Annotated in this window: 1 protein-coding gene; it reads right to left on the reverse strand. The window is 73.9% G+C overall.

The window, feature by feature from the left end; translation table 11 throughout:
* A partial coding sequence (locus tag DBR34_RS19720; RefSeq protein WP_219928349.1) for a hypothetical protein occupies positions 1-207 on the reverse strand: 207 nt, incomplete at both ends.

Genomic DNA, 207 nt, shown 5'->3' on the forward strand with positions numbered 1-207 from the left:
CCACGCCGCTGAGCAGGTCCAGCGCCACCGGTTCGTCGCCCCGGGCCGAAAAACCCAGTTGGCGCAGCGTCGCGGGCGAGGCCATCAACCGGCCCTGCAGTTCGGTGAAGGGCAGCAGCCCGCGCGGGGCCTGGTTGAGGGTCACCTCCAGGTACAGCGTCTGCGCAGCGGTGAGCGGCGTGGGCGGCGGCAGCAGGGCCTCGCCGG

The organism is Stenotrophomonas sp. HMWF003 (assembly GCF_003061285.1).
In the GTDB taxonomy this organism is placed as follows: Bacteria; Pseudomonadota; Gammaproteobacteria; order Xanthomonadales; family Xanthomonadaceae; genus Stenotrophomonas; species Stenotrophomonas maltophilia_AP.